This window comes from Paenibacillus hamazuiensis, from assembly GCF_023276405.1.
Taxonomy (GTDB): domain Bacteria; phylum Bacillota; class Bacilli; order Paenibacillales; family NBRC-103111; genus Paenibacillus_AF; species Paenibacillus_AF hamazuiensis.
In genome coordinates, this window is record NZ_JALRMO010000001.1 from 8,142,930 (window position 1) to 8,169,576 (window position 26,647).

Here is a 26,647-nt window from a genome sequence, read left to right on the forward strand (position 1 = left end):
TTTAAGATTATGCCGCTATTTTTTTGAACATCGGAACTGGGGAAAAGTAACATGGTTTGCATATTAATGGGAATTTTTTTGCATAATACAAAAGAATCAGTCTCCCAGGTTAGGAGCACCCCGGTTATGAAACCATCTTCCCAGAGAAAGGTGCCTCGTTACCCGAGAGCATCCTTATCGGTATTTACCCTTAACCACGTATATCCGCGCAGTCCGTTTCTCGTCCTGTGGTGGTCTGCCGCGATTCCCGGATTCGGGCATATGATGCTGGGCAAATATTTGCAGGGCTTTTTGCTTGTGGGGTGGGAGTTTTATACCAACGTCCAGGCCCATTTGAACGAAGCTATTTTTTTGACCATGATCGGCGATTTCGTGCAAGCGAAGGCCGTGCTGGAAACGAAGTGGATTTCTTTATATATTGCGGTATACGTTTTTACGATATGGGACAGCTACAATAAAACAAACGACGCCAACAAGTTGGCCATGCTCTCGGAAAACGAGTGGATCGATCAGCCACCCGTCGTCATGACGCCGGTCGGCATTCATTTCATGAGACCATATAAGCCATGGCTCGCCTTGCTGTGGTCGAGTTTTTTACCGGGTCTCGGCCATATTTACCTGCAGCGTCTTATTTCGGGATTATTTGCATTTGCCGGGTGGATATTGACATGTTATTTTTCCAGGCTGCCGACGGGACTTCACTATACGATGACGGGACATTTCGCCGAAGCCATCGCGACGATGCCGCCGCAGTGGGTCTTGTTTATGCCTTCGCTCTACGGCTATGCGCTGTTTGAAACCCATATGGCAGCGTCCCAATTTACCAAGCTTTTTAAGCAGCAGCAAGGGTATTTCTTGAAGGAGCAATACCAGGACAAACGATTTCGCATGCCCATATAAAGAAGCGTCAGTCGAAAAAGGCGGGGTCAGCTTGTATTTAATCTGTACGTTTCACCATTCGTTCGAGCTTGAAATTTTGCTCCGCGATTTGGAGAAGATCGGCGTCGGCCGCGATCAAATTCTCGCGATACCTTTGCACCAGGACATGATGCAGATGCGGAAAATCACCGCTACCTCCACAGGCGGCGCCAATATTTTGGATATTCCGCTTGCGATCGGTACGGCCTGCATGCTGCTGGGGGTTATTTACGGATACGTGCTGGTATGGGGGCCTATCCTTTGGGGGCTTATCGGGCTGGTCGGCGGTACGCTGCTGACTCTTCTTGTCCATTATTTGATCAGCAAAAGCAAGCAAGCTAAAGAACCGGGGCTGGACAAATCGGAAGTAATCGTGATGGTGAACTTTCCCACGTATCGGCTCGACCGCATGCGGGAAGTCATCCGCGAATATCGGCCGCTCGGCTTTGCCATGCTCGATTTGAATGCGCCTTCGAATTGACGCGGCGATGGATAGCCTTGGTGGAAACCCTTAAAGAAGGGGCGAATCCGCTTGTCATAGGTGGGGGTAACCCCTTCGGCCCGCTCTTGAAATCGTGCAATCTTTTATTGGAAATTTAGAGGTAATTGCACGATTTCAAAGGCGGGACGTAAACTCCTCCGGGGATACCCCTCACCTTGGTCATCGGATTCGCCCCTTGCAGGGTTTCAAAGACACACCAAAGCCGCGGCAATCCATCGCCGCGGTTTTGGTTGTGTAGTAGTAGAGTGGTTCCGGCTTCGCCAGAAAAACCGGATATAAGGCATGCCGTCGCTCCCTCGGCATCGTGCCAAAAGTAGAGCGGGTCTGCCATAGGTTCGCGTCAGCTAAACCATGGCAGGCAACCGCGGGCTCGAGGCACGCCGTCGCTCCCTCGGCATCGCGCCAAAAGTAAAGCGGGTCTGCCATAGGTTCGCGTCAGCTAAACCATGGCAGACAAACGCGGGCTCGAGGCACGCCGTCGCTCCCTCGGCCTCGCGCCCAAAGTAAAGCGTGCCCGGCATCTGATTTTTCGGGCGAAGCCGAAAAATCGATGCCGGGCAGACGCGAATTAGAAGCGAGCAGTCCCTCCATAAGGGCGGGTCCAGGGCGCCCGAGCGCCTGGGGTCCCCCCGGTGGGGGGATTTAGGGGGGAGCCTTAACGATTTAGGGGGGGGGGTCACAGGAACTTCCGATGGTGCTTCTTCCCATCGAACGTAAACAAAACCGGCTTCTCCTCAACAATCGTCTCGAGGTGCACATTTTTGCCCCACAGCTTGTAAATGTACGGCATCGTCCGCTCCACATACTTGAGGTCGAGCTCGATGCCCTCGTACAGATGCTTCAGGTACAGCTCGCCGCCCCGCAGGAAGTCGCCGTCCTGCACGACGATGTACGGGAAGCCGCCGTTGACGCGGGAGAAGACGAGCTGGTCGCGGATGTTTTCCCACGATTTGTCGGTGATCTTCCACTCCGGCCCTTTTTTCTCGAAAATGTACAAATCCAGTTCCTCGACCAAGCTCTGGGTCATATAATTGCGAATGAACGAGATGTCGGAGTCAAACTCCCGCACCTCGAATATTTTTTCGCGGCCTTTTCCCGGAACCCGTCCGAACCGCTCCCGCTCTTCAGATGTCGGATTGTCCCAACGTTTCTCAATGTCCTCGAAAATTTTCAGCCCCAGGTAATACGGGTTCAAGCTGATCTTGGAAGGAATGACAACCGACGAATTCAGCTTCGCGTATTCGATCGTCTCGTCTTCGGTCAAATCGAGCTCGCGCACGATGCGCTGGTGCCAGTAGGACGCCCAGCCCTCGTTCATGATTTTCGTCTCGATCTGCGGCCAGAAATACAGCATTTCGTCGCGCAGCATCGTCAGGATATCGCGCTGCCAGTTTTCCATATACGGCGCATGCTCCTCGATGAACAGCAGCAAATCTTTCTCCGGCTTGGCCGGGAAACGTTTCGTTTCCTCCGCTTCGGGTTTTTCGGCGGATTTGCCGAGATTCTCCAGGTCCCACAGGTCCTCGTAGCCGAAGCGGCGCTCCGTCTGCTCCTGCGGCGGCGCTTTTCGGTCGTGCACTTGCCGGGCGACGCCGTACGGCTTCGAGATCAGCGGATCGATGTGCTCCTGAATGGCCAGAACGGCGTCGATGAATTTTTCCACCTCGTCGGTGCCGTGCTCGATTTCGTATTGGCGGATGCGTTCGGCGGTGGCGGACATGCTTTCAACCATGTTGCGGTTCGTTTTCGAGAAGCGGACGTTGTTTTTGAAAAAGTCGCAGTGCGCCAGCACGTGCGCGACGATCAGCTTGTTCTGAATGAGCGAGTTGCCATCGAGCAGAAACGCGTAACACGGGTCGGAGTTGATGACCAATTCGTAAATTTTGCTTAAGCCGAAATCGTATTGCGTTTTCATTTTATGGAACGTTTTTCCGAAGCTCCAATGGCTGAAGCGGGTCGGCATCCCGTAAGCTCCGAACGTGTAAATGATGTCCGCCGGGCAAATTTCATACCGCATCGGGTAAAAATCGAGCCCGAACCCCTTGGCGATTTCGGTAATTTCGGCAATGGCGTACTCAAGCTGCTTCATCTCGTCGCCGGTCATGCGCCAACCACCTTCCCTCCGTCGCCCGATTTCGGGAAGAACGTTTTAAGCGCCTTATAGACTTCGCCTTTTTCCCGGATGACGTAGTAAACAAAGTTCGGATCGTGAATGTTGCGGTAAGCCGACATCAGCGTGCTGCTGCGGTTATATTGGTTCACTTCGCCGTACCCGAACATGTTGCAGCGCTTCGATAGTTCCGCGATCAGCTTGACGCAGCGCTCGTTATCGCTCGTCAGATTATCTCCGTCCGAGAAATGGAACGGATAAATGTTGTAGCTCGCCGGCGGATACTGCCGTTCGATAATTTCCAAAGCGAGCTGGTAAGCGGACGAACAGATCGTGCCGCCGCTTTCGCCCTTGGTGAAAAACTCCTCCTCCGTGACGACCTTCGCTTCCGTATGGTGGGCGATAAATATGATTTCCACCTGCTCGTATTTCGTGCGCAAAAAACGCGTCATCCAGAAGAAGAAGCTGCGGGCGATATATTTTTCGAAGGAGCCCATCGAGCCGGACGTGTCCATCATCGCCAAAATGAGCGCATTGGAATGCGGTGTAACGATTTCGTCCCACGTTTTGAACCGCAGATCGTCGGGGCTGATGCCGCGTATGCCGGAAACGCCGTGCGTGGCGTTGCGCCGGATGTTTTCGAGAATCGTCCGCTTCTTGTCGATGTTGGACATGATTCCTTTTTTGCGTATATCGTTAAAAACGATTTCCTTCGTTGTCACATTCTGCTTATCCTTTTGCTTGAGGTTGGGCAGCTCGAGCTCCTCGAACAGCATCGTCTGCAGCTCTTCCATATTCACTTCCGCATCGTAATAATCGTCGCCCGGCTGATCCCCGGCGCCTTCGCCCTTGCCGGCTCCGGATGCCGGCTGCGGATCGGTTCCGAGCACGTCTCCCACCTTGCTTTCCCCGTCCCCTTGCCCCACATGCTTGCTCTTGTTGTAGTTGTAGCGAAACCGGTATTCGTCAAGGCTTTTGATCGGCACTTTAATGATCTGCTTGCCGTCGGACAAAATAATGCTTTCGTCGGACACGAGGTCCGGCAAGTTTTGTTTGATCGCATCGCGCACTTTTTCCTGATGCCGGGTTTGATCCTGATAGCCTTTGCGGTGCAGCGACCAGTCTTCGCGAGACACGGTAAATAAAGGTTCTGCCATGCGGTACACCTCCTGTTTGAAATGCTTTTGACATGCTAAATGCCGCAGGAACGTTCGACGTTTCTTTGCAGCATGGCGAGGTGACAAAAGGGCCGGAAACTATATAAAAAAATATAGCTTGTTACCAATATATTCACGAAAGAGGTGGATATGTGAGAAGGACGGGCGCGGATTTTGAGCGGGGGGACGGGCTTTGGGGAATGAGAGAGGGATGAGCAAGTCCTAAGAATACATCATGCTTCGGTTTTATGTTATGTTCAATATAAACCTGCAAAGTCGGCTTACTCCTCACACGTAGGTGCTGGAGAACAAGCGGACTTTTTTTAATTACATGGTTCGTTTAAAATTTCCAAATTTGCAGGTTTTAATGGTATAGATGTCGAATACAACCATAAAAACCGTTACTGCGGAACTAATCGTTTGGTACCGGAGGTGCAGCTGGTTGGGCGGAAATTTTGGATTTTTAACAAGCCGTTGGAACATATTATCCGACTTGGGGGAGATGGCGGAACGCAATCTCTTCGTGGACCCGAATACATCGTTAATCAAGCTTCGCATGTTTGGTGAAACTCTAACAAAATACATATGCGCGTTGGAAGCGATGGACGAGGCGAAAGAGCTGACGCAAGTTGAGCGGCTCTCGCAGCTGCAACGGGAAGATTTGCTGACCGATGAGATCGTGGACATGCTTCATACGCTTCGAAAAATAGGAAACAAGGCCGCACACGAGGCCGGTTACGGATCGACCGGAGAGGCGCGTACTCTGACGCAGCTGGCGTTCCGTCTTAGCGTATGGTTTATGCAGGTTTACGGAGATTGGGAATTTCAAGCACCCGATTACGTCGAGCCGGTGCAGCAGGATACGGTTGCCAACCAGGAACAACTGGCTCAGCTTACGCAGTCCTATGAAGATAAAATGGAAGAGTTGCAGCAGGAGCTGGCGCTGCTTCGCCAGCAGCAGCTAACAGTGACGAATGAGGATAAGAAGAAGCGCCATGCGAAATCCAAGCAGGCAGGCAGCGCGTTTGCATTAACGGAAGCCGAGACGAGACTCATCATTGATGAGAAGCTGCGTCAAGCCGGCTGGGAAGCCGACTCGCAGACGCTCCGTTACGGTCTTGGCGTTCGCCCGGAGAAGGGACGAAACTTGGCGATCGCGGAGTGGGCGCTTAAAACAGGCTATGCGGACTATGCGCTATTCTGCGGGTTAGAGCTTGTCGGCATCGTCGAAGCCAAAAGGATGAGCAAGAACGTAGAAGCGGATATCGCGCAGGCCAAGAAGTATGCCATGCAGGTCGTACGTCACGGCGATGAGATTATTTACGGTCCGTGGGGGAATTATCAGGTCCCGTTTCTGTTCTCTACAAACGGACGCCCGTACTTGGAACAGCTCAAGACGATGTCGGGCATTTGGTTTCTCGATGCCCGCAAATCGACGAATCATCCGCGCCCGCTGCAAGCGTGGTATTCGCCGCAAGGGCTCAAGAGTCTGCTGCAGCAGGATCTCGATCAAGCGGCCCAAGCGCTTCAGGACGAAACGTTGGATTACCTCAAGCTGCGTCCGTATCAGGAAGATGCGATCTTGTCCGTTGAACGTGCTATAGCATCCGGAGAACGCAAGATACTGCTTGCGATGGCGACGGGTACGGGCAAAACCCGGATGGCGATCGGCCTGATTTACCGTCTCATCAAGCACAACCGCTTCAAGCGCATTCTTTTTTTAGTCGATCGGTCGGCTCTTGGACGTCAGGCGGAGGCGGCGTTCAAGGACTCGAAGCTGGAGAGCTATCACTCTTTTACGGAAATTTTCGAGCTGCAAACCTTGGATGACAAGAAGCCGAATCACGAGACGAAAGTCCAGATCGCTACTGTGCAGGGCATGATCAAACGCTTGTTCTATAACGAATCGGACGCCGATATTCCATCAGTCGATCAATACGACTGTATCCTTGTCGACGAGGCCCACCGCGGTTATACGCTGGATAAAGAAATGTCGGAGCTCGAACTGGCATTCCGCGATCACGAAGATTATGTGAGCAAGTACCGCAAGGTGCTGGATTATTTCGATGCTGTCCGGATCGGATTAACGGCGACTCCGGCCTTACATACGGTTGAGATATTCGGACGCCCCGTATTCAACTATTCGTATCGCGAAGCGGTGATCGACGGCTACCTCATCGATCACGAACCTCCGATGCAATTCGAAACCCTGCTGAAGAAAAACGGCATCAAGTGGCGGGTCGGGGAAGAAGTGGCGGTGTACGATGTATCCACCGGCAGTATAGAAAAAGAGCTGCTCCAGGACGAAATCAATATTGAAGTCACACAGTTCAATAAGACCGTCGTTACGGAGAACTTCAACCGGGTTATTTTACGGGAGCTCACTCAATATATCGATCCGGAATCGGACGGGAAGACGCTTATTTTCGCGGCAACCGACGATCATGCCGATACGGTCGTGCGTATTTTCAAGGAAGAGCTGGAGAAGGTATACGGAGCCGTAGACGATAACGCAGTGATGAAAATTACCGGATCGATCAAAGATCCCCTACATGCGATCAAGCTTTTCAAGAACGAACGCCTCCCTAATGTCGTGGTTACCGTGGATTTGCTGACAACGGGTGTCGATATTCCGAGCATTACGAATCTTGTGTTTCTGCGCCGCGTGCGTTCGCGGATATTGTACGAGCAGATGCTGGGGAGAGCGACCAGACGCTGCGATGAGATCGGGAAAGATCATTTCATGATTTTTGACGCGGTGGGGATCTACGAAAGCTTGAAGCCGTACACGGATATGAAGCCGGTTGCGACCAGACCGTCCGTTACGCTGGATATGCTCATAACCGAGCTTGTCCAGATCCACAGCGAGGAACTAGGGAAACAGCACAAGGATGAAATCATCGCCAAAATACAGCGCAAAAAGCGCACCTGGACGGCCAAGGATCACGAGGACTTTAAAGCGCTGTCGGGCGGGCTGAGCATAGATGAGTTTATTCAATCGCTTAAGAACAAAAGCGCTCTGGAGACCGGCTCCGAATTGCAAACCAGGAAAACATTGGTCGGATTTATCGACGAAAATCGCGGCAGGGCGCATCGCATCTATATTTCCGATCATGAGGACAAGCTGCTTTCCACTTCCCGGGGATACGGCAATGCCCAGAAACCGGAGGACTATTTGGAAGGGTTCCATTCTTTTATTAAGGAAAATTTGAACCTTATTCCGGCTCTTACGATTATTTGTACGCGTCCGAGCGACCTCACCCGCGAGGAACTGCGCAAGCTGCGAGTGGCGCTTGATCAACAAGGGTATTCGGAGAAGGCGCTGCAAACGGCATGGCGCGATGCGAAAAACGAAGATATCGCGGCGGACATCATCAGCTTCATTCGTCAGCAAGCGCTGGGCGATCCGTTAATCAGCCATGAAGAGCGTATTGAGGGCGCGATGAAAAAGATTTATGATATGAAGGTCTGGTCGAAGGTCCAGAAGGATTGGCTGAAGCGCATCGAAAAGCAGCTGCTGCAGGAGTCGGTGCTGGATCCGAATCCGGAGAATGCTTTCGATGTGGAGCCGTTCAAGAGCAAGGGCGGCTATAAGCAGCTGAATAAAATTTTCGACGGCGAGATCGACAAGATCGTCACGACTATCAACACAGCGCTATATACACCAGAAAAGAGGGATCTTGCATAAATGGGTAATCAGGAAATTGTACAGAAGCTTTGGAACTTATGCAACGTACTTCGTGACGACGGCATCACATATCATCAATATGTGACGGAACTGACGTATTTGCTCTTTTTGAAAATGATGAAGGAAACCGATAACGAAGGCATGCTGCCGGAACATTATCGCTGGGATTCCTTGAAGGATAAACATGGTCTCGCCTTGCAACAGCATTACCGCCAACTGCTTCTTGACCTCGGCAATCAAGGCAACGAGACGATCAAGATGATCTACATGAATGCCACCTCCAATATCAACGAACCTAAAAATCTGGAGAAAATCATTACGTCCATCGATCAGCTCGATTGGTACAGCGCGAAGGAAGAAGGTCTCGGCGATCTGTACGAGGGGCTGCTCGAAAAGAACGCCAGCGAGACGAAGTCCGGAGCGGGGCAATATTTCACTCCGCGTCCGCTGATCGACGTCATCGTCAAGCTGGTGGATCCCCAACCGGGGGAGCGATGCAATGACCCCGCCGCGGGAACTTTCGGTTTTATGATCGCCGCGGACCGGCATGTTCGCAGCAAGACGGACGATTATTTCGATCTTGGCGAAAAAGAAGCCGAGTTCCAGAAATACCAGGCCTTCACCGGTGTTGAGCTGGTCAAAGATACGCATCGCTTGGCGATGATGAATGCGATGCTGCACGATATTCATGGCGAGATTATTTTGGGCGATACGTTGTCCGACGATGGCAAAGACCTGAAAAACTACGACGTGATCATGACCAATCCGCCATTTGGCACGAAGCAGGGCGGAGAACGCCCTACGCGCGACGATCTGACGTTTGCGACGACGAATAAACAGCTGAATTTTCTTCAGCATATTTACCGTGCCTTGAAACCGAACGGTAAGGCGCGCGCGGCGGTGGTTCTGCCGGACAACGTGCTGTTCGAGAGCGGCGTCGGCGCAAAAATTCGCGCCGACTTGATGGACAAGTGTAACCTGCATACGATTCTGCGGCTGCCGACCGGGATCTTCTACGCACAGGGCGTAAAGACGAACGTGCTGTTTTTCACCCGCGAAAAGACAGATAAGGACAGCACAAAAGAGGTATGGGTGTACGATCTGCGGACAAACATGCCGAGCTTCGGTAAACGTACTCCGCTGACGGAGTCTCACTTTGATGCATTTGTTGCCGCTTATACGGCCGAGGATCGCACGAAAGTCGAAGACGAACGTTTCAATGTATTTACCCGCGAGGAGATTCGCAAGAAGGACGATAGCCTGGATATCGGCCTAATCGCCGATGAGTCATTGTCCGCCTACGATAATCTTCCCGATCCGATCGACTCGGCGGAAGAAGCGATGGCGAAGCTGGAAGAGGCATTAGCTTTGCTTGGCGAAGTGGTTGCAGAATTGAAGGCCGTTGAGGCGAAAGAGGATGGATATAAAGAGAGCAAGCCGGCGTTGTTAAAGGTTGCCGAGGCTTCCGGGGTGTATGGCAAATGAGTAAGAAGGATGCCAGGTCGGTTGAGGAGCTGCTGAAGGAAGCTTTGGTGCCGGAGGAGGAGCAGCCTTATCAGGTGCCGGGGAATTGGGTTTGGGTGTGGTTCGGTTATGTTGCTCGTCTAATCAATGGTTACGCGTTTAAAAGTAATGATTATTGTGAAGATGGTATTCCAGTAATAAGAATATCAGATATCAAGGGTTTAGATACAAATACTGAGAATGCTGTTAAAGTTCCGGCATCGCTACTTGACGAAAAGTATCTAATTCGAAGAGGGGATCTACTAATTGCGATGTCTGGTGCAACTACTGGAAAAACAGGTATATACGAGTCTGATGAAATTGCTCTACAAAATCAACGGGTCGGTAATATTAAAGAAATTGATGAAAATGTACTGTACAGAAAATACAAAAATTACTTTGTAATTAAATCGTCTCAAGAAATTTATGAATTATCTTATGGGGGAGCTCAACCCAATATCAGTGGAAAGATGATTGAATCATTAAAGTTCCCACTCCCGCCTCTAAACGAACAAAAACGAATTGCCGACAAAGTTGAACGACTTTTGGACAAAATCAATCAAGCCAAACAATTAATTGAAGAAGCCAAAGAAACCTTTGAACTTCGTCGAGCGGCTATTTTGGACAAGGCTTTTCGTGGGGAGTTGACGAAGAGGTGGCGGGTGGAGAATACATACCATAAATCCGGGAAAATTCTCTTGAACGAAATTAATGAATTGAAACTTCGAAAATATAACGATGATCTTGCAATGGCAACTAGAAACGGAGAAAAAAGGCCTCAGAAAATTAAGACGCTCACATTAAAACCGAAAATTGATGTTGAACTACCCCCAGATTGGATTTATTGTTCATTAGGGGATATTGTTTACGATTTCAGATATGGTACTTCTTCGAAAAGCGATTATAACAACAAAGGGACTCCAGTATTGCGAATTCCGAATATAGGTGATACTAGCATAGAATTGGATGATTTGAAGTACCTTTCAGAAACTGAGGTTGATAGTAGTAATACCGTTTCAGAGGGTGACATCTTAATCATCCGTTCTAACGGAAGTAAAGACTTAGTTGGTAAGTGTGCAATTGTTGGCGAAAATTGTAATGGGTATGCATTTGCATCTTACTTAATAAGGATTCGCACGATCGGTGTTCTTCCAGAGTATGTTTATTTTCTTCTTAAGTCGGAATCAACAAGAAGACAGTTTTTTAATAAAACAAAATCTTCAGCAGGAATTAATAATATAAATACTGAAGAACTTTCATCAACACTTGTCCCACTTCCTCCTTATGAAGAACAAATACAGATCGTAAAGAGAATTAAGGAACTATTATACATCGAAGATTCAGCAATAGCTAATATTGACTTGATGAGCTCCTTTGATTCGATAATTTCAGCAACTTTGTCAAAAGCGTTTAGAGGGGAACTTGGAACAAATGATGCCACTGAAGACCCTGTGTTTGCTTAATCAAATATTCATAAATTTCTAAATTGCCTGCTTCCCGATAGCCTAGAATTGTGTGAGTCTCGATTTTTAATTCTTCATTCGCGGTGTGGGACACAATTTTCGATGTGGGAAGCGAGGAAATTTCTTCAGAAGAATTTAGTTCTAATAAAAGTTAGGTTGCCTAAAATGGTAGCTTAGCTTTTTCCTTTTGCAGAAAACATTGTTAGTTCCGATAAATCAAGCACTATATTTGCCGCCATAAGCAAATCCAATCCCAGAAGCCCATTAATCTCAAGCTTCTCATGTAGAGCGCCTACATCGAGTTTGAAGTTCTCAATCTGGAAGTCGCCTAAAGTCACAGAATCAAACGTTTTTCTAAAGCAGCTCTCCTCGCCGCCGATGCCGAAGGCGCTGATTATTTCGTCTCCGGTTTCAAAGTAAACCCCAACATCGGCTACTGCATCGACGGAGAGGAGCGTATGAGAAGCACCGGTATCAATGACCAGCTTATCTATAATGAGGGCTTGTCCCTTGTAATTTATTGTTATCGAGGTCTGAAGTAGTCTTTCTACGAGATCAATTTTCATATTGGATAACTCCCCGTAAGCCTCGAAGTGTACGGAGTTCGATCTTCAATTCTTCATTCGAGGTGTGGGATACAATGATGCCGTCCTTCGAACGAAGCAATTCATGGGTTGCTTCTCTAGGATCCTGGATGGCTTTAATCAAGGCAACCTCATCGACGTATTTAGTATTGCCTTCGGTGTGGGAAGTGAGGATTTGCAGTTTTACGTACTGATCAGGGTAAATCTTACGAACTTCTTCCCATTGCATTGCTTGCACCTCCATATGGTTTCTGATACCTTTATTGTATCAGAAAACAGGCAACAATAAAGCTCTCCTGTCGATCCCTGACCGTTCGTGGAGAGCTTATTTGCGTAAGTACCTTGGCGAAACGCCGCTAAGCCTTCGTTCATAATTTACGTCTCGATCTGCGGCCAGAAATAAGGCATCTCGTCGCGCAGCATCGTCAGGATATGGCGATGGCGATGCCAATTTTCGAGATATGCTGCGTGCCCCTCGATGAACAGCAGCAAAACTTGCCCTACAATGATAAGGCCAAGCTGGCGGTGCTCCGAAAGGCTGAGGAAAAACTGGATTGTGACAAAGAAGATTAACGGGCCGGTTCGTTCTGACGCGGACTATAACACAGAAGTGTTTTTCGATCGTGAGATTGCTGAAGAATTCATTCAAGGTGTTGTGCAATTTAACACTTGTATTTTGCGGCTGATCGAAGATGCACCGTCGGAATAAACCCCAAAAACCTCTCATTCTACAAAATCTGCGCAAACTTCGGGTAAAATTCCCGTAGCTTACGCAGATTTTTTTTATTTGAATACGGGGCCCCCAGCTTTCCTTCACCAGCGTAATGCTTTGCGGGTTCGCTTGTAGTATGATTAAAACAAGCTAATGGACCGGCTATCCGAGTTCAAAAAGAAAGGGTTCGTTGAAACATGTCTTTCGGTGCATCATTATCAAAAAGAGAAATCAAGTCGCTTTGCGGAACGACTTCCTATAGCCGCGGGGAAAGTTACTTTCGTGCCAAGAGGGTGCGGCAGCTCACCTACGACCCGAGTAATGAGACATATTATGCGGTCGTGATGGGAAGCGAAAATACAACGTATCGGTCATGATCGATGAGCATACGGGAGACATCGAAGCAGAGTGCGAATGCCCCGCATTCGGATCGTACTCCGAATACTGCAAGCACATAGCGGCCGTTCTTCTCCAGATCGAGGCGCATGCCCAACATGGCGGAAGCTTGGCCCCACCGCAGAATGCGATGCCGCCGCCCCCTCCCCGGCCATTCCGGAAGGGGACGTTCGAATTGCCGGCGCCGTCCTTGCATTGTTCGAGCGGCCGGCGAATGTCCCGGCACGATCGGCGGAGGTCGTTCAAGTCAAGCAGCAGGTCGCAGTCGAATATTCATGCCGAATCGAGACAGGTTATCACTCCGGAATATGGCTGGAGATAAAGGTTGGGCCTGGAAAGCTGTATGTCGTACAAAGAATCAAAGAGTTTCTTGATGCGCTGGAAAAAAGGAAACCGATCGCTTTTACAAAGCTCTTCTTGTTTGACCCGACCGTTCACCTGTTCAGCGAGACTGACGCGGAAATAATCCGCCTGCTTCGGGAAACGTACCGGAATGAGCAGGCTTATAAAGCAATTTCGAATCCGTATTCCTACAACTCGTCAGGCGGGGACAGGGCGCTTTACATTCCGCCTGCGGTTTGGGAGGCACTGCTGCCGAAGCTGTCGGAATCGGCGGTCAGCTTCGTAATCGGTGGCAAAACGCTTAGCAAGCTCGACGTAAGGGAAGGGAACGCGCCTATCCTATTTTGGCTCGAACAAGGGCCGATAGAGAGTGCGTACAAGCTGGAACTGAAGGGTTTGCACGAGCTGAAGTTTATCCCCAGTTACGGCTTTGCCGTCGTGGAGGACGGGAGCTTATATCGAATGGATGCGGCGACGATATCCCGGTTGTCGCAGCTGCAAGCTCTTTCGAAACAAACCTCGGACGGGAAAATCACGATTCCGTCTGAGAAGGTCGATGCCTACCTGCAGCGGGTCGTGCCGGTGTTGAAGCGAATCGGCGAATTCGGTGTAGATCAAAGCATCGCGGAACGGGTTATCAGCGAGCCTTTGCGGGCGAACGTATATTTGGACCGGCCGGATGGATTACTCAGCGCAAAAGTAGAGTTCGTATACGGAGATATTCATTTTTGGCCGCTGCAAACGTGCGCCGGTGAGGAAGGTACGTTCGGACATATTGTGATGCGGGAGCCGGAACGGGAGTGGGCCGTGCTTGACCTGCTGCGGCAAGCCTCCTTTCGCCAGCTTGGGTATGAACTCGCCATCGATTCGGAGGAAGCGGAATACGAGTTTCTGTTCGGCGGGCTGGAGCAGCTGCAGCGGATAGCCGACGTATTCGCCTCTCCTGCCGTTCAGGCGGCGCGTTCCTCCAGAGGGCTAAGGCCGCGTGCGACCGTGGATGCCAATTCGGACATGAACTGGCTGGAAGTCCGTTTTGACCTGGACGGCGTGGAGGAGAAGGAGCTCGTTCAACTGCTCCGCTCGCTCGTGGAGAAGAAGAGGTACCACCGCCTGTCGAACGGAGCGTTTGTCTCTTTGGAGGAAGAGGGATTTCGCGAAATTGGCCGGTTGTTCGAAGAGCTGGGCATTCGCAAGTCGGAGCTCAAGGGGGAGAACATTCAGCTGCCCGTTGTGCGAGGGCTTTCCCTGCATGAGCAGGGAGGGGGCGGGGCCGCGAACGTCAAGCTCGGAAAATCGCTCAGGAGGCTGCTGGACAATCTGAGAAATCCGGACAATCTCGACTTCGAGCTGCCGTCCGCACTCGCCCCGGTGCTGCGGGACTACCAGAAGTACGGCTTTCAGTGGATGAAAATGATCGGCTACTACGGGTTCGGCGGAATTCTCGCGGACGATATGGGGCTCGGTAAAACGCTGCAAAGCATCGCATATATCGCCTCCGAGAGAGAACGAAATAGCTTCGAGGGAGCGCCTGTGCTGATCGTATGCCCGGCTTCCCTGGTGTACAACTGGAAAAATGAGCTGACGAAATTCGCGCCGCACCTGAAGGCGGCTGTGGCGGCCGGCACCAAAGTCGAACGCGACGCAGTATTCGAGCAGGCCGGGGAAGCCGATGTGCTCATTACCTCCTACCCGCTGCTGCGCCGGGATGCGGACTGGTACGCTGCGCAGACATTCCATGCGGTGTTTCTGGACGAGGCTCAGGCCATCAAGAACAATACGACGCAAACAGCCCAGGCGGTTAAATCGATATCGGCCGCACATCGATTCGCGCTGACCGGTACGCCGGTTGAAAACCGGCTGGAGGAGCTTTGGTCGATCATGGACGCGGTATTTCCGGAGCTGTTTGCAAGCCGCAAGGCGTTCAGCGATCTCGAGCCCGCGCTGGTGGCGCGTAAAATTCGCCCGTTCCTGCTGCGGCGGTTGAAAAAGGATGTGCTTGCCGAGCTGCCGGACAAAATCGAAACGCTGCAAACGTCGGAGCTGCTGCCCGAGCAGAAAAAGCTGTATATGGCTTACCTGCTGCGGCTACAGAAGGAAACCACCGAGCAGCTGCAGGCGGAAGGCTTTCAGAAGAGCAGGATGAAAATATTGGCCGGACTAACCAGGCTGCGCCAGCTATGCTGTCATCCTTCGCTTTTTATCGACAATTATAAAGGAGCATCCGGCAAGCTGGAGCAGCTGCTCGAATTGCTTGAGGAATGCCTGGGGTCAGGTAAAAGGATGCTCGTTTTTTCACAGTTTACCGAGATGCTCGCTATTATTAGGGAGGAACTGGCAAGGCGCGGATGGTCTTATTTTTATCTTGACGGATCTACCAAACCCAGTGAACGCGTCGAATTGTGCCGACGGTTTAATGAAGGCGAGACGGATATATTCCTGATTTCTCTCAAAGCGGGCGGAACGGGACTGAACCTGACCGGAGCCGATACCGTCATATTGTTCGATTTGTGGTGGAACCCGGCAGTCGAACAGCAAGCAGCTGATCGTGCCCACCGGATCGGGCAGAAAAACGTCGTCCATGTTATCCGTCTCATAACGGAAGGGACGATTGAGGAGAAAATGTACGAGCTCCAGCAGCGGAAAAAGGACTTGATCGACGCCATCGTTCAGCCTGGAGAAGAAGCGCTGGCATCGCTTACGGAGGAGGATATCCGCGAGCTGCTTAAGCTTTGAAATATGGCGCCGCAACGGGCGGCGCCTTCTTTAGATGATAGCGGTATATTGGCAATCTGCGGGCGCCGCTCTACGCACTCCCGCAGCACTTCTTGTACTTCTTCCCGATACGGGCAGCTTGATTTTGCCGAATACGTCTGACGCGAACAGCCTGAAGAATTTTTCCGAGGCAGTCTTATAAGCTTCCGTCAAGGTTATGATGACAGACTCCGTGCCGATGCGGACAAGCGCTCTCGCTGCTTTAGCAGGCAAAATATCGTCCTCCGAACTGAGAAAGCGGCACAGATGGGGAATCGCGGCTTCGAGCTGCATCTCCCCGGCTAATTGCACATAATAGATCGTGTCATAACCAAGATCGTAAGGATCGTCGGAATCGAGCGTATGCAAGACCCGGTCGTCTGACAAGCACCTGCGCCGGGCAAGCTCGCCTACCAGTTCTTCTCCATAGAAAGTGTCGATTTCGTTATAATATTTGCCGCGGGTTCCTTTAAGAAATAGCTGGAATGCTTCGAACAGCTCGTCATTGGACATGCCGGCGATGTCCATTCTGTTTTGGAGACGGATCATAAATTCTTGATGCGGGCGTAAAACCTCCAGATGAGGTGCAAGCAGGGATAAATCGCTGTGAAGGAGGATTCTTGTTAAATGAAACTGGGTATTATGATCAAAATCCGGCGAGCTCAGCAGCTTCAGCAATTCGGTAACCGTTTCTTCAGTTTGCGGAAAATGGTACGCTTCATGCAAGTGGAAGATTTCGCCCTTCTTGACTTGCTGAAGTCTTTGCAGCACGAGAGGCATCAGCGACAGATCGCCGAGGTGCAGGTTGCTATCGGCAAAATATTCGAGCGCGGCATGCGATACCGCAGGTTCCGGATGTAAAATAAACGGCTTTACTTGGTCGGGCGTCAGCTCGATAAATATCAACCTTTCATAGGGTGGTTTATTAAGCTATGAATATGATAATAATAGATTTATATAGGGATGGTTATGCCGAAACAGCTGCGAGGGCAAGCTGAACGTAAAACCGAGCCTGCGTTGCAGGAAGAAGAAATTCGCAGCATTTTGCATGCGGCCGACAGTATCGCCGGTAAGGCCGGACGGAACTTGCTGGCGAAAATTTTAAAAGGCTCGCGCGACAAGAAGCTGCTGGAGCTTGGGCTGTACGACAACGTATCGTACGGCTATTACGGGTCGCTCACGCTGGCGGAAATTACGGAGCGGGTCGATTGGATGATCAAGAACGATTTTTGAGTATCGGTTACCAGGGGGATATGCCGCTGCTTTATTTTTCAGATAAGGGATGGATTATTCAAAGGGAGCAGACTGTGGATCTGTGGCTAAAGCAATGGAGTGGATGGGTGGAAGAGGGCAAACTGCCGGAGGACATGCCGTATCTCAAGAATAACAGTCGGGAAACGGTCCTGCTTTTTCTTAAAAAAAATTGCGGAGACCGGCAATAAGCGATATATTCCGCTGCTGGAGCAGTGGGAACCTCTTGACTTCCGGAAGGTGCGGGAGGCGATTCGCAAGGTGATCGATCATTTGGAAAATCCGGGCGAAGGAAAATTCACTCTCGAAGAAGCGCCTGCCGATAGTTTTGTTCCCGCTTCCGAGCTGCTCCAGCTGCAGCGCGGCCCGGAACGAATTAAGTGCTGGGACTGCGGCGAGCGCTTTTATTGGACGGTGGAGGAGCAGGATCATTTTCGCATGCGGGGTTGGGACCCTCCCAAACGGTGCAGCGATTGCCGGGAGAAGAAACGTATGTTAAGGGACGGACTTTTATGGTCCGAGCTGGACTGGTGACAATTCCGGTAAACGACGGACGGCTTCGCTCGCTTTTCCGTAGGTTGTTCCGGGTATAGGCACCATTTTTAATATAGAATAGGCAAAAAGTCTGCTTGGGCGCCGTAAGGCAAACTCGGGCAGACTTTTTAATTTTGCGGGCTCCGGTAGTATCCGTCCGGCGGGTTATATCATGACAGGAGCCAAACCTGCCGCTACAACCTTGAGTACGTCTTCTACCATCGCTTCTACCGTACGATTTTGAGGACTTCGACTCCACTGCACGGCCGATCCAAATATACCCCAGCTTACGACAAGGGCTGTGGCTTCTACCATCTCTTGTGATACAGGAGCATTCGACTCCTCACGCAACCACTTGAGCAGCAACTGATAAAGTTCTTTTTGCATCGCGATTTCGAACAACGGTTCAAACTGTCTGTCTCCCGGATTCAAGTACTGCCTGAAACGGACAAGAAAATCGAAAACGGTTTGAATGAGGGTTCGCAAGCTGCCCATATCCGAAATGGATAAATCCGGCAGTCGCTTCTTCAATATCGTCTGGAATTTTTCCCTCATCCAACACTCCAGAAAAGCAAATTTATCTTCGAAATGGGCATAGAACGTGGCGCGATTGACTGTTGCTCGAGTCGCAATGTCTTGCACCGAAATGGAGTAAATATTTTTCTTTTGTTCAAGCAGTTCCATAAAGGACTGCATTAACAACTGACGCGTTCGTTTTACGCGCGGATCGTCGGGGTTTACCGGCATATTCGACCTCACTCCTACCATGAGATTTTTAACCGAGAATCGGCCATGAGCTCCAAGACAACAAAAACGCGCAGATGTTGTCTATACAACGATAACTGCCTTTTGCTGATTGTCCGGTTCACTCAATCCGTTTATCTTTTCTATATACAGTGTATTATACACAATATTGATGCTTAGACGACACTGTTGGATTTCAAAGTGTCCGTTCGGACGCGCCGTTTAAAGCCGGCCAAGTGCAAGAAAGGATGGATGTTGTATGAAAAAATGATGGAAAGCCGATTTGGAGGATGCGATGTCACGCGATTTTTGAGGAGGTGGTTTTCATGATTATTATTACCGGAGCAGGCGGGCAACTGGGGCGGGCCGTGGTGGAGCGGCTGCTTGAACGTGTTCCCGCTGAGGAGATCGGTGTAAGTGTCCGGGACCCGAAAAAGGCGCAGGGACTTAAGGAACGAGGCGTTCGTGTCCGTCAAGGCGATTTCGACGATCCCGAGAGTCTTGCCCGCGCTTTTGAAGGGGCGTCGCAGGTTCTCATAGTTTCAACCGACAGCTTGGGAGAGACTGCCACCCGCAGGCATCTTACGGCGATCGACATGGCGAAGAAGGCCGGTGCCGGTCGAGTCCTTTACACAAGCCAGATGGGCTCATCCCGGACGTCGCGATTCGCTCCCATGGTTGACCATGCTGCTGCCGAAGAGGCGCTAAAAGCTTCGGGTGTGGCTTTCACGTCGCTCCGCAACGGCTTTTACACCGCGTCGGCGCTCATGCTGCTCGGTGGAGCGCTCAAAACGGGGGAATTGATCGCTCCGGAGGACGGTCCGGTGGCCTGGACATCTCACGCCGACCTGGCCGAGGTGACGGCGGTCGTCTTAAGCGAAGGGAGTCTCGACGGCGTAACGCCCGCCCTCACCGGCTCCAAAGCGATTGATATGGACGGCATCGCGGCGATCGCCTCGGGGCATGTCGGCCGCCCGATCCGCCGGATTGTCGTGTCGGACAACGAGTATCGCGCCCGCTTGATATCTCACGGTCTCCCCGAGGAGAGGGCTGACCTGCTTCTGGGTGTCTTTCGCGCGAGCCGGGAAGGCGAATTCGCACGAACGGATCCAACGCTGGCCCGTCTCATCGGCCGGCCGCCGATGACCTTCGAAGACGTCCTGAAGGCTTCGATTCAATCCAATGGTTGACGCCCGAGTCCGGCCAACAGACGTTTGGTCGCTGTAAAATCGGCGAGGCGCATCTTTGCCAGTATTAAAGCCGTGTAATTTCCGTTAGCAAGGAAAGGCTGCCCGGATCGTCCGCGGCGGCCTTATTTGCGTCTCCGGCAAGCTGGACAAACACAGGTTCGAGGCACGCACTCCATGTTGTCAGGTTAACGCATTCTTTCATGGACCGTGGGTTTTACCAAGGCCTTGGAGCTGTTATCCGTTAAAATCAAGTAGTTTATAACATAGCGGAACCCACGTTCGCTATTCTCGAATAAATAGGCACATTGAAAAAATAGAGGAACTGAGGTGCGCTAAATCAGTGAAAAATGGCATGTGTACCGGGCAAACAGACAAATAGATCACCTGAGTTCCGCTAATTTTCGAAAGTATCGGAAACTGACCTGATTAGCGCACCCTAGTTCCGCTATGGTCCGCATAACCTGACAACATTGGGCGCACACTCGCACCCCGGCACCGCACCGAAGTAAAGCGGGAATGCCATTGGTTCGCGCCAGCTAAACCATGGCAGACATTCGCAGACCCGAGGCACGCACTCACTCCCCCGGCACCGCACCGAAGTAAAGCGGGTCTGCCATTGGTTCGCGCCAGCTAAACCATGGCAGACATTCGCGGACCCGAGGCACGTACCTGCTCCCCCGGCACCGCACCGAAGTAAAGCGGGTCTGCCATTGGTTCGCGCCAGCTAAACCATGGCAGACATTCGCGGACCCGAGGCACGTACCTGCTCCCCCGGCACCGCACCGAAAGTACAGCGTGTCGGGGCATAGGCTTTTTATCCGAAGGTAAAAAGCCATGCCCCGACAGACGCGAACTAGAAGCGAGCAGTCCCTCAAGCCAGGCGGGTCCAGGGCACCCGAGCGCCTGGGGTCCCCCCGGTGGGGGGATTTAGGGGGGCGCTATAACTGAGTTTCAAACAAAAACCGATGAATTTGCGACAATCTCAAGAAAGCGCATTCATCATAAAATAGAATGGAGGAAATCGCTGTCATTCAGGTTGTAACACTGCCAACCAAACAAAGGGGGGGATTTCGCATGAAAAAGCTGTTCATCTCGCTGCTCGCGCTAACCTGCACTATATCGCTGGCCGGCTGCAGCGGATCGGCCAAGCCGCCGGAGAGCGCGGCACCAACGAGCGATAAAGCGACAGACGCGCTGCCGGAGCTTGGCAAAGATCCGGTCACCGTGAAAATCATGGCCAGCGGCGGCATGTTTTCGGACGATGAGGTACAGAAATACATCGTCGAGCCGGTGAAAAAGAAATATCCGCAAATTACCGTCGAGCGGATCAATGCGTCCGCATCCAAGCTGCCGGAGCTGATTTCCGCCGGGGAAATTCCCGACATCGTCGCCAATTACCCGGGACCGATGGGAAGCAATCTGGCCGAATACAAGCTGCTGTACAACATGGAGCCGCTGATCAAGAAGTACCGCTTCGACGTAAACCGGTTTGCGCCGGAAGCGCTCGAGACGCTGAAAATCGCCGGAGGCCAGGATTACCTCGCCGGTTTGCCGGCCTACACCAACACGTTCGCGCTGTTTTACAACAAAGACATTTTCGATAAATTCGGAGTTCCGTATCCGAAGGACGGCATGTATTGGGACGAGGTGGCCGAGCTGGCCAAGAAGCTGACCAAGTCGGACGGCGGGGTGCAGATCAGGGGGATTTTCCCGGACGGGATCGGCCGCATCCAGCAGCAGCTGTCCATTCCGTTCGCCGATTTCACGGCAAACAAATCGCTGTTGACGAACGAATCGTGGAAAGAGGCGTTCGAAATTTGGGGTTCCTTGTTTAAGATTCCGAATCTGACCGAAGGCGATTTCAAGGTGCCGAACGCGGGCAAAAACCAGCAGGCGTTTGCAAACGGAACACTCGCGATGATCGCAAGCCACAGCAATTTGCTGAATACGCTAAAGACGGCCCCACAGGTCAACTGGGACATGGCCATGTATCCGCAGCACCGCAAAGCGCCGGGCATCGGGCAGCGCCTCGACTCGCCGATCCTGTCGATCACCGAGCAGAGCAAGGTCAAGGATGCGGCGTTCCTCGTGCTGGATACGCTGTTATCCGACGAGGTGCAGACAGCGATGATGCGCGGCGGCCGGATGACCGTGCTGAAGGACGAGAAGCTGAAAAGCGAATTCGGCAAAGGGCTGACCGAGTTCCAAGGCAAAAACCTGACAGCCATGACCAAGCTGAAATTCGCCGTCATGACACCGTTCAAATATTTGCCGGACGTCGATGTCGACAAAATCTTGTCGAAGGCGTTTAATGCCTATATTGTCGACGAGACCGATCTGAACACGGCTCTCCGGACCGCGGACGAAGAAATGAACAAGCTGATTCAGGAAAAGCTGCGCAAATAATAAGCCCAATTCGCATCCATAACCCGGGCCACTGCAAAGGTTTGCCCTCAAAAAACCTTGGCATCCGCACAATCGCGTACCCGCCAACAATCTTGAAAAATCAAGGTTTTTGGCGGGTATTGCGTTCAGGCCACGCATTTGATCCAAATCTCCTTCCCACTTGAGTCAACACGTCATTCCCGTTGTTCGGATCAACTGGAAATTCGCTTTGAATGAGCTTCTACTATGAGTATTCGAGGAGGGTTAAAATGTCGAGTTCTCCTGCCGGCCCGTCTTGGCAGCTAACGCGTCCCATACGCTCATCAACTGCGTGATGGCCGCGTCAATGGCCTCGTAGGGAACCCCGTCCCGGGCTTGCGTCGATATTCCTCGAAGAAATGTATTAAACAGCGTAACCAGTGTGGAAATATTCGTTGAATCAGGCAACTCCCCGTTGGCAACTGCCCGTTCTATACAATCGTTCAGCCAACCGCGGACCCTCTCCCGTTCCTTGGCCAGCATCTCTATGATGTGTTTTTGCCCGGGAGAACAGTTTACGGCGGACAACACCAACAGACAACCTGAAGGATGGGAGTTCTCCGTCTGCACCCGTGCCGTTTGCCGCAATCCCAGCTCCATGGCTGCTCTGGATGTCAAGCTTGTATCTCTGAAAGTTTCCGAAACATGTCCATAAGTAGATATATACTTATCCACCGCTTCACGGAACAACGCTTCCTTGGATTCAAACGCCGCATAAAAACTCGCCGCCGAAATATCCCCCATCGCCGCCCGCAGCTGAGCCAGTGAAGTGGATTCAAAGCCGTGTTCCCAAAACAAGAGCATGGCGGCAGCCACCGCCTCGTCACGGTTAAATGAGCGCGGCCGTCCCGTTCGTGGCATAAGATGACCTCCTTTATTCATTTTATACTAATCGATCCGGAAGTCCTTGACAAGGGAGCATGGCTAAACTTAACATATAGAATGATCGATCTATAATTCAATACGGCTTAACTGAAAAACTCATGTCTTTTGCTCAATTTTTCTATGAGGGATGTGTCGGCAGATGATAACCTTTAGAGACAAAACATATCGCTGTACTTCGGAAATCATACTAGGCATAGTCAGCGGAAAATGGAAAATATCCATATTAGACCAATTGACCGAAGGGCCGTTACGGTTTAATCAGCTGCAGCGACTTCTTCCCGACGCGACACAGCGCATGCTTACGATGCAGTTAAAAATGCTGGAAAGCGACGGACTCGTTATTCGCAAGGTTTATCCGGTTTCACCGCCAAAAGTGGAATACGCCTTGTCCGAGCTGGGCGAACAATTGGCTCCAATGCTCACGATGTTATGCGATTTTGGCACCACCTATATCGAGAGCTTTTCCGATGAAGTATCGTACACTAACCACAAGCATGCCTGAGAAAAAATCATTAACGCGAAAACGATAAGAGGTACCCCTCCCGGAGCACCTCTTACCTTATATTCCGTAATCACAAGATTCCTTCGTATTGGCCTTGCAGCCTATTTTCCTCTTTGGATGCGCTGCGAGCTTCCCGATCTAAACGGTAACTGATAAAAGCCGACACGGCTGCCAAAACGGCCATAATTGCCCCGGACCAGGAAAGATCAACGAGCCCCATGTTCGTCGCGACAAATCCGCCCAAAGCGGAACCCATCGCAATGCCGACATTGATGGATACGGAGGTTAAGGACGAAGCCAAGTCTCTAGCCTCCGGAACATGCCGATCGGCCCAATCGATGAAGTACAACTGCATCGTCGAGTTCATAAGATAAACGGCGAGAGCCATCAATGAGATGCTGACGAGTCCCCCGGCAAGCGAGCCGGAAGAAACATAAAGTGACGCGAGAATGACGGCCTGAATCAGGAATATATAGCGAATTTTTCCCATCCCGCCACCGGCAGCCAGCTTTCCTCCGATTAACGTGCTAAAGATGGTCACGACGCCATACAGTAAAAAGACGAGGCTGATATAATGTGCCGGAACAAGAAGCACATCCTGAAGCAAAGGAGCCAAATACGTATAGACGCTATATGTTGCGGCGATGCTTAGTGCAGGAATAAAGAAAGCAAGCACAATTCTGGGATAGGTGAATAAGCTGAGTTGTTTTTTGAGTGAACTTCGCGCCCCCTTTAGTCCCCTGGGAATGGTTGCAAGACTTGTAATCAGAGAAATGATCCCCAATAGCGTGGTAAACCAATAAGACATATGCCACCCGCCCCATTGCCCGATGAAAGTGCCGAGAGGAACGCCGAGGACGCTGGCCACGGTGAAGCCCGTAAAGATGATGGATATCACCGGGCCTCTTTTATCGAGAGGCACCGTTTCGCTGGCCACCGCCATCGCAAGTGCAATCAAGACGCCGGTAACTACGGCCGTGATCACTCTGGACACCAGAAGCAGACCGTATGATCCGGATATGGCCGTGATCATATTCCCGACAATAAATATGCCGATCAAGGCAAGGATGAGCGGGTACTTGGAAAATCGGCTGAATAACGCCGTGAAGACCGGGGTGCCTATGGCAAATGACAGAGCGAAAGCCGACACCAGAAAGCCGGCGGCCGATACGGCGATCTTCATGTCCGCGGCCACTTCGGTTAATAAACCTACCATTACAAATTCACTCGTTCCCAGTACAAATGTCAATAAAAACAAATTTAAAGCCAGAAGCTTGTGTTGTCTGGTCAATATAAATCTCCTCCCGCTCCTATCCTGAATGGACGGCGAATCCCGTTTCGTTTAACGGCTTACAGCACTAAAAATTGCGTACCGAAGCCTTTGCCGGAAACATAAGCTGCTTCCAATTCCTCCTGATCCCCTTTGTCCAATAAAACCACATTTTCGGGATACAGCTTGCCCAGTAAAGCCCATAACACAAGTTCATTTCCGCCGGTCGGAATGAAATGGATGCCGTCCCAATTTGTCACCAATCCGGAATGCGAGAGAATGTCTGCCGCAAGGTGCCGGCTAAAGGAATTTCGCTTCGCGAATGCGGCGGCGGCATCGCCGCTTCTTTGCGGACGATATAAGAAGCGCTGTCCCCTGAAAATCTGACCGAGATCTATCGTAATCTCGCTGCCTTCCATTTCCAGACCGAAACGCAGGATTGTACGATCGTTACCGGCATTTGGCAGCAACCGGGCGATGGATGGTTCATCGTACTGCTCCTTGGAAACAGGAAGCGCGTCCTCGTCCGCGGGAGTTCCTTTTCCGGCCTCATTACGCGGCGCGGCATAATAATCGTCGTATTCATAATCGAAGGAGACCGCGGCCAAATTTTGCGTTTCATCTGCGGCTATGGTTTGTACCGGATGCCATTTCAGCAGGTAACTCGCCGCCGTCCGGACCGACTCTCCCAAGCCGGCCGGCAAAACGGTCCCCAGCCGGTATTGGAAGCCGTAACCGGCCTTGCTTAACCCCGAGCCGACCACACTTTGCGCATACTGAACTATCGATTTGTGCGTCAATTTTTTTCCGAGCAATTGCGTTAAAAAGACCTCACGGGCCGGCTCCAGAAAACGCAGCCCTTTGAACTCCGTATATTCCTTGACTTCGAAAGGAACCTCCTCCCAATTGGCGAACGGAAGCAAGGCATCCCGCAGCAAAACAAATTGGTGCAGGTATTCATTATAAATCTGCATGATCTTTGGGCCACCGAATGGTCCCCACACCTGAGCGACGGCTTCCGGGATCAGTGGATGACCGTAACAGTGGCTTCGAAATTCCAGCATGCCAAGCGTTTCCGGCCCATACTTGGCAAACGCCTTCTTCCCGGCATTAATCTCCCGCGCCCAGCTTATCAGCTGTTCGCCGATGCGCACGGCCTGAGCCGTAATCTCGGCGCCGGCTTTATCCTCAAGAGCGAGTGGCCCCAGCGGCAAAGATGACACGCGTCCGGAAATCGCCAAATTGGCTTGAAGGCTGTCCAAAAGCACCGTCGGATCGCCGTTCACCGGTTCGCCGAGCTGAACCAGCATCGCCTCGAGCATCTTATCGAGCTCGATAACAACCTCTTCGCCCGATATACACCGGCAGGCAAATTCCAATCCAAGGCCGCGTTTACGCCCGGTCTGATGGAGTCACCGGGATATTTGCCAACGAGCGGCTCAATATCAATCGCAGTTCCCCAAACGATTCGCTTATCTTTCAAAATAAGTTGATATTCCTGCATACTTGACACCTCACCTATTATTGTTTTGATGACCGCATCGCTCCGTTACATCTGGATCGATCGTTCTATATGTAGGTTATCAGGTTCCCCAATCGTTGAACAGTACGCACTTTTTTGTATGATCCGATCATTTTTGTATGGTAGGATACATTTTGATACCAATTCATTAAGTTCCGCCCGATAAAAAAAAGCCGCCCGGAATTGAGCGGCTTTTCGA

General features: G+C 51.3%; 23 protein-coding genes and 1 pseudogene. 14 read left to right on the forward strand and 10 right to left on the reverse strand.

The window, feature by feature from the left end; all coding sequences use genetic code 11:
• Positions 1 to 126: 126 nt before the first annotated feature.
• Together MYS68_RS35995 and MYS68_RS36000 are read left to right on the forward strand one after the other, a co-directional pair.
• Positions 127 to 900, forward strand: coding sequence for a hypothetical protein (locus tag MYS68_RS35995; protein ID WP_248930344.1), 774 nt, complete (start codon positions 127 to 129; stop codon positions 898 to 900).
• A gap of 31 nt (positions 901 to 931) precedes the next feature.
• Positions 932 to 1,399, forward strand: a complete 468-nt coding sequence (locus MYS68_RS36000) for a hypothetical protein (RefSeq protein ID WP_248930345.1) — start codon at positions 932 to 934, stop codon at positions 1,397 to 1,399.
• Positions 1,400 to 2,096: 697 nt separating this feature from the next.
• Here MYS68_RS36000 and MYS68_RS36005 read toward each other — a convergent pair.
• Positions 2,097 to 3,524, reverse strand: a complete 1,428-nt coding sequence (locus MYS68_RS36005; RefSeq protein WP_248930346.1) for a SpoVR family protein — start codon at positions 3,522 to 3,524, stop codon at positions 2,097 to 2,099.
• The gene (yhbH, locus tag MYS68_RS36010) at positions 3,521 to 4,687 is read right to left on the reverse strand and encodes a sporulation protein YhbH (protein WP_248930347.1); all 1,167 of its coding nucleotides are present in this window, start codon (positions 4,685 to 4,687) and stop codon (positions 3,521 to 3,523) included. The genes MYS68_RS36005 and yhbH overlap by 4 nt, the downstream gene beginning before the upstream one ends.
• Before the next feature lie 442 nt (positions 4,688 to 5,129).
• Here yhbH and hsdR point away from each other — a divergent pair, with 442 nt between their 5' ends.
• From hsdR to MYS68_RS36025, 3 genes are read left to right on the forward strand one after another with little or no spacing between them, the layout of a single operon-like run.
• Complete coding sequence (hsdR, locus tag MYS68_RS36015) at positions 5,130 to 8,375, forward strand: type I restriction-modification system endonuclease (RefSeq protein ID WP_248930348.1); 3,246 nt, start codon at positions 5,130 to 5,132, stop codon at positions 8,373 to 8,375.
• Positions 8,376 to 9,860: a class I SAM-dependent DNA methyltransferase gene (locus tag MYS68_RS36020; protein WP_248930349.1), complete on the forward strand. Its 1,485-nt coding sequence runs from the start codon at positions 8,376 to 8,378 to the stop codon at positions 9,858 to 9,860.
• Entirely contained in the window at positions 9,857 to 11,341 is a 1,485-nt protein-coding gene (locus MYS68_RS36025) for a restriction endonuclease subunit S (protein WP_248930350.1), read from the forward strand. The genes MYS68_RS36020 and MYS68_RS36025 overlap by 4 nt, the downstream gene beginning before the upstream one ends.
• Before the next feature lie 173 nt (positions 11,342 to 11,514).
• On the opposite strand, the gene MYS68_RS36030 is transcribed toward MYS68_RS36025, so the two are convergent.
• The 3 genes from MYS68_RS36030 to MYS68_RS36040 all read right to left on the reverse strand — a co-directional run bounded on the left by MYS68_RS36030 (position 11,515) and on the right by MYS68_RS36040 (position 12,417).
• Complete coding sequence (locus tag MYS68_RS36030) at positions 11,515 to 11,907, reverse strand: retropepsin-like aspartic protease (protein WP_248930351.1); 393 nt, start codon at positions 11,905 to 11,907, stop codon at positions 11,515 to 11,517.
• Entirely contained in the window at positions 11,897 to 12,154 is a 258-nt protein-coding gene (locus MYS68_RS36035) for a hypothetical protein (protein ID WP_248930352.1), read from the reverse strand. The genes MYS68_RS36030 and MYS68_RS36035 overlap by 11 nt, the downstream gene beginning before the upstream one ends.
• A 146-nt stretch (positions 12,155 to 12,300) precedes the next feature.
• Positions 12,301 to 12,417 (reverse strand): SpoVR family protein, encoded by a 117-nt coding sequence (locus MYS68_RS36040; protein ID WP_420852186.1) that lies wholly within the window; start codon positions 12,415 to 12,417, stop codon positions 12,301 to 12,303.
• Between the two features lie 64 nt (positions 12,418 to 12,481).
• Here MYS68_RS36040 and MYS68_RS36045 point away from each other — a divergent pair, with 64 nt between their 5' ends.
• From MYS68_RS36045 to MYS68_RS36055, 3 genes and pseudogenes are all read left to right on the forward strand, one after another.
• The gene (locus MYS68_RS36045; protein WP_248930353.1) at positions 12,482 to 12,634 is read left to right on the forward strand and encodes a hypothetical protein; all 153 of its coding nucleotides are present in this window, start codon (positions 12,482 to 12,484) and stop codon (positions 12,632 to 12,634) included.
• 376 nt (positions 12,635 to 13,010) lie between these two features.
• Positions 13,011 to 13,064, forward strand: a pseudogene (locus MYS68_RS39230) (hypothetical protein); the annotation flags it as partial.
• On the forward strand, positions 13,052 to 16,108 hold the full coding sequence (locus MYS68_RS36055; protein WP_420852187.1) for a DEAD/DEAH box helicase: 3,057 nt from the start codon (positions 13,052 to 13,054) through the stop codon (positions 16,106 to 16,108). The pseudogene MYS68_RS39230 and the gene MYS68_RS36055, both read left to right, overlap by 13 nt.
• A gap of 30 nt (positions 16,109 to 16,138) precedes the next feature.
• Here the strand turns inward: MYS68_RS36055 and MYS68_RS36060 are convergent, their stop codons facing one another.
• Positions 16,139 to 17,032, reverse strand: coding sequence for a HEAT repeat domain-containing protein (locus MYS68_RS36060; RefSeq protein WP_248930354.1), 894 nt, complete (start codon positions 17,030 to 17,032; stop codon positions 16,139 to 16,141).
• 63 nt (positions 17,033 to 17,095) lie between these two features.
• Here MYS68_RS36060 and MYS68_RS36065 point away from each other — a divergent pair, with 63 nt between their 5' ends.
• The 3 genes from MYS68_RS36065 (at position 17,096) to MYS68_RS36075 (ending at position 17,911) form a co-directional block, all read left to right on the forward strand.
• On the forward strand, positions 17,096 to 17,359 hold the full coding sequence (locus tag MYS68_RS36065) for an RQC domain-containing protein (RefSeq protein ID WP_248930355.1): 264 nt from the start codon (positions 17,096 to 17,098) through the stop codon (positions 17,357 to 17,359).
• Positions 17,335 to 17,568, forward strand: coding sequence for a hypothetical protein (locus MYS68_RS36070; protein WP_248930356.1), 234 nt, complete (start codon positions 17,335 to 17,337; stop codon positions 17,566 to 17,568). The genes MYS68_RS36065 and MYS68_RS36070 overlap by 25 nt, the downstream gene beginning before the upstream one ends.
• Before the next feature lie 70 nt (positions 17,569 to 17,638).
• On the forward strand, positions 17,639 to 17,911 hold the full coding sequence (locus tag MYS68_RS36075; RefSeq protein WP_248930357.1) for a zinc-ribbon domain containing protein: 273 nt from the start codon (positions 17,639 to 17,641) through the stop codon (positions 17,909 to 17,911).
• A gap of 165 nt (positions 17,912 to 18,076) precedes the next feature.
• Here MYS68_RS36075 and MYS68_RS36080 read toward each other — a convergent pair whose 3' ends face one another.
• Positions 18,077 to 18,658 carry a TetR/AcrR family transcriptional regulator gene (locus MYS68_RS36080; protein ID WP_248930358.1) on the reverse strand — a complete coding sequence of 194 codons (582 nt, stop codon included), beginning with the start codon at positions 18,656 to 18,658 and terminating at the stop codon, positions 18,077 to 18,079.
• Between the two features lie 287 nt (positions 18,659 to 18,945).
• Between MYS68_RS36080 and MYS68_RS36085 the strand changes: the two genes are divergently transcribed.
• Both MYS68_RS36085 and MYS68_RS36090 read left to right on the forward strand, forming a co-directional pair.
• Positions 18,946 to 19,845, forward strand: a complete 900-nt coding sequence (locus MYS68_RS36085) for an SDR family oxidoreductase (protein ID WP_248930359.1) — start codon at positions 18,946 to 18,948, stop codon at positions 19,843 to 19,845.
• Positions 19,846 to 20,919: 1,074 nt separating this feature from the next.
• Positions 20,920 to 22,251 carry an ABC transporter substrate-binding protein gene (locus MYS68_RS36090; protein ID WP_248930360.1) on the forward strand — a complete coding sequence of 444 codons (1,332 nt, stop codon included), beginning with the start codon at positions 20,920 to 20,922 and terminating at the stop codon, positions 22,249 to 22,251.
• Positions 22,252 to 22,494: 243 nt separating this feature from the next.
• Here the strand turns inward: MYS68_RS36090 and MYS68_RS36095 are convergent, their stop codons facing one another.
• On the reverse strand, positions 22,495 to 23,130 hold the full coding sequence (locus MYS68_RS36095; RefSeq protein ID WP_248930361.1) for a TetR/AcrR family transcriptional regulator: 636 nt from the start codon (positions 23,128 to 23,130) through the stop codon (positions 22,495 to 22,497).
• A gap of 163 nt (positions 23,131 to 23,293) precedes the next feature.
• On the opposite strand from MYS68_RS36095, the gene MYS68_RS36100 reads away from it, so the two are divergent.
• The gene (locus MYS68_RS36100; protein ID WP_248930362.1) at positions 23,294 to 23,656 is read left to right on the forward strand and encodes a winged helix-turn-helix transcriptional regulator; all 363 of its coding nucleotides are present in this window, start codon (positions 23,294 to 23,296) and stop codon (positions 23,654 to 23,656) included.
• A 70-nt stretch (positions 23,657 to 23,726) separates the two neighbouring features.
• On the opposite strand, the gene MYS68_RS36105 is transcribed toward MYS68_RS36100, so the two are convergent.
• Positions 23,727 to 24,947, reverse strand: a complete 1,221-nt coding sequence (locus MYS68_RS36105) for an MFS transporter (protein ID WP_248930363.1) — start codon at positions 24,945 to 24,947, stop codon at positions 23,727 to 23,729.
• A 59-nt stretch (positions 24,948 to 25,006) separates the two neighbouring features.
• Positions 25,007 to 26,305 (reverse strand): hypothetical protein, encoded by a 1,299-nt coding sequence (locus MYS68_RS36110; protein ID WP_248930364.1) that lies wholly within the window; start codon positions 26,303 to 26,305, stop codon positions 25,007 to 25,009.
• Positions 26,306 to 26,647: the final 342 nt, after the last annotated feature.

What these genes read in the sequence shown, in the direction of transcription:
- MYS68_RS35995 (WP_248930344.1), top strand. Translation starts at nt 127, where the DNA reads ATGAAACCATCTTCCCAGAGAAAGGTGCCTCGTTACCCGAGAGCATCC.
- MYS68_RS36005 (WP_248930346.1), bottom strand. Translation starts at nt 3,524, where the DNA reads ATGACCGGCGACGAGATGAAGCAGCTTGAGTACGCCATTGCCGAAATT.
- yhbH (WP_248930347.1), bottom strand. Translation starts at nt 4,687, where the DNA reads ATGGCAGAACCTTTATTTACCGTGTCTCGCGAAGACTGGTCGCTGCAC.
- MYS68_RS36020 (WP_248930349.1), top strand. Translation starts at nt 8,376, where the DNA reads ATGGGTAATCAGGAAATTGTACAGAAGCTTTGGAACTTATGCAACGTA.
- MYS68_RS36025 (WP_248930350.1), top strand. Translation starts at nt 9,857, where the DNA reads ATGAGTAAGAAGGATGCCAGGTCGGTTGAGGAGCTGCTGAAGGAAGCT.
- MYS68_RS36030 (WP_248930351.1), bottom strand. Translation starts at nt 11,907, where the DNA reads ATGAAAATTGATCTCGTAGAAAGACTACTTCAGACCTCGATAACAATA.
- MYS68_RS36035 (WP_248930352.1), bottom strand. Translation starts at nt 12,154, where the DNA reads ATGCAATGGGAAGAAGTTCGTAAGATTTACCCTGATCAGTACGTAAAA.
- MYS68_RS36055 (WP_420852187.1), top strand. Translation starts at nt 13,052, where the DNA reads ATGCCCCGCATTCGGATCGTACTCCGAATACTGCAAGCACATAGCGGC.
- MYS68_RS36065 (WP_248930355.1), top strand. Translation starts at nt 17,096, where the DNA reads ATGCCGAAACAGCTGCGAGGGCAAGCTGAACGTAAAACCGAGCCTGCG.
- MYS68_RS36080 (WP_248930358.1), bottom strand. Translation starts at nt 18,658, where the DNA reads ATGCCGGTAAACCCCGACGATCCGCGCGTAAAACGAACGCGTCAGTTG.
- MYS68_RS36085 (WP_248930359.1), top strand. Translation starts at nt 18,946, where the DNA reads ATGCGATGTCACGCGATTTTTGAGGAGGTGGTTTTCATGATTATTATT.
- MYS68_RS36090 (WP_248930360.1), top strand. Translation starts at nt 20,920, where the DNA reads ATGAAAAAGCTGTTCATCTCGCTGCTCGCGCTAACCTGCACTATATCG.
- MYS68_RS36095 (WP_248930361.1), bottom strand. Translation starts at nt 23,130, where the DNA reads ATGCCACGAACGGGACGGCCGCGCTCATTTAACCGTGACGAGGCGGTG.
- MYS68_RS36100 (WP_248930362.1), top strand. Translation starts at nt 23,294, where the DNA reads ATGATAACCTTTAGAGACAAAACATATCGCTGTACTTCGGAAATCATA.